Annotated in this window: 2 protein-coding genes; both read right to left on the bottom strand. The window is 63.7% G+C overall.

All coding sequences use genetic code 11. From position 1 onward, the window contains the following. On the bottom strand, positions 1 to 557 hold a 557-nt coding region (locus tag V7E26_RS29900; protein ID WP_324422983.1), incomplete at its 3' end, for an ABC transporter substrate-binding protein. 179 nt (positions 558 to 736) lie between these two features. Further along, positions 737 to 1630 carry an IclR family transcriptional regulator gene (locus tag V7E26_RS29905; protein WP_324422984.1) on the bottom strand — a complete coding sequence of 298 codons (894 nt, stop codon included), beginning with the start codon at positions 1628 to 1630 and terminating at the stop codon, positions 737 to 739. Positions 1631 to 1909 lie beyond the last annotated feature (279 nt).

Consider the following 1909-nt stretch of genomic DNA (forward strand, 5'->3'; position numbering starts at 1 on the left):
CCGAAAATGTAGTCGGCGGTCAGCGTGACGAACTTCTTGCCCTTCACCATGCCCTTCTGCCTGAGCGCGGTGCCGACGGCGTTCACCATCACGGTGTTCGGGATGTCGCAATGGAAGGAGTAGCGATTGCAATCCTTGCCGCGCAGCGCGTCGGATCGCGCGCCGGTCGAGAAGAACACCTTCTTGTTGCGCTCGGCGACCTGCATGATGGTCAGCGACGAGGCGGAGGAGATTTCGCCGAACAGCAGCACCGCGCCGTCCTGCTCGATCATGCGCTGCGCCTTGGTCGAGGCGGTCGCGGGATTGACCGAGTCCTCCGAGATCAGGTCGATCTGCCTGCCCATGATGCCGCCGGAGGCGTTGATCTCTTCGGCCGCCATCTTCACGCCGAGCTGCGCGTAGCTGCCGATCGCGCCGAGGAAGCCGGTCAGCGGCACCAGGTGGCCGATCTTGATGCGCGCGGCCTGCGCGCTGACGATGGATGGAAATCCGAGTGCGGAGGCGCCGGTGAGGGCGGCGCCGGCTTTCAACAGGGTACGTCGGCTGTAGCGGGTCATCTGTGATCTCCTCCCGAGGATACGCGACGTTCTCCCTCCGATGTCGCTTATGCGACAATGTGAGAGACGCTCTTTTATTATTGCAGGATATTTCCGGACGCCGCGAGAACTGTCAACGCCAAATGCGTCGCACGCGCGGAAAGCGCGTTCGATGGCGACCTAAAGAGAGGGGCGGGCGATCAGGAAGATTTCGTCAGGCCACGCGCGCCGAACTCGATCGACAGCCGGCTGGCGGCCGATTGCACCAGCTTGGCGCGGCTTTGCACCGCCTGGTCGGTCATCCGCCAGATCGGGCCGGAAATGCCGAGCGCGCCGATGATTTCGCCGGTGAAGTGATAGACCGGCACCGCGACGCAGCGGACTTCCACATTGAATTCGCCATCGTCGAAGGCGACCGCGCTGCGGCGGATTTCCGCGATCTCGCGCATCAGCACCGCAGGATCGGTGATCGACTTGCTGGTGGAGGGCTTCAGTTCGACCCGTTCGAGATAGCGCTGCAACTGGTCGGGACGCAACGAGGCCAGCATGATCTTGCCGAGCGCGGTGCAATGCGCCGGCCGCACCACGCCGACGCGGTCGGTCAGTTGAAACGCGCCGGCCCCGCTGGTGCGGGCGATGACAACCACCGCATCGCCCATGCGCACGGCAAAATGGCCGCTTTCGCCGGTTTCCCGCGACAGGTCTTCGAGGATCGGGGTCGCCAGATTGACCATCTCGATTTCGTCGAGCGCGCTCGCCGCCAGCGCAAACAGCGGGCGACCGACGCGATAGCGCTTGGAGTCGCGCTCCTGCCGGAGATAGCCGAGCGAGACCAGCGTCTTGGCGAGGTGGAAGGTGGTCGAATTATGCAGGCCGACCAGCTTGCTGAGGTCGGCAAGGCCGATGCCTTCGCGGTGACGCGCGACCTCTTCGAGGATGGAAAACGCGCGGCCAAGCGACTGCACGCCGCCGCGCGCGCGCTCCTCGGCCTCGTCGTCGATGTTCGGCTCGTTGGACGGCACCAGTCTTGCGATCGAGATCCTGCGGGGCGGGGCCTGCTTCTCGCTCGTCTTCGACTTGCTGCGCGGTTTCACAGAATCACTTCTCCAACTGGCGAGGCGAATCTTATCAGGCCATCCTCGCCCGGCAACAGCGCCACACAGCGTGCGCGGCGCAAATCCGACCATACCACAATAGCAATTGACGTACAGTATTATGAGAAATAGGGTCGCGATGCCTATCGGGACCGCGCGCCAAGACGCGGGGGCGAATGGGGCTGCAGGGAGAGAAGTCATCGATGTCGCGTAACATGCTCAACGGCGCCCAGGTCATCGTCGACTATCTGATCCAGGAGAAGGTGCCGCAGGTGTTCG

The sequence above is a fragment of the Bradyrhizobium sp. genome (assembly GCF_036735945.1).
Lineage (GTDB): Bacteria > Pseudomonadota > Alphaproteobacteria > Rhizobiales > Xanthobacteraceae > Bradyrhizobium.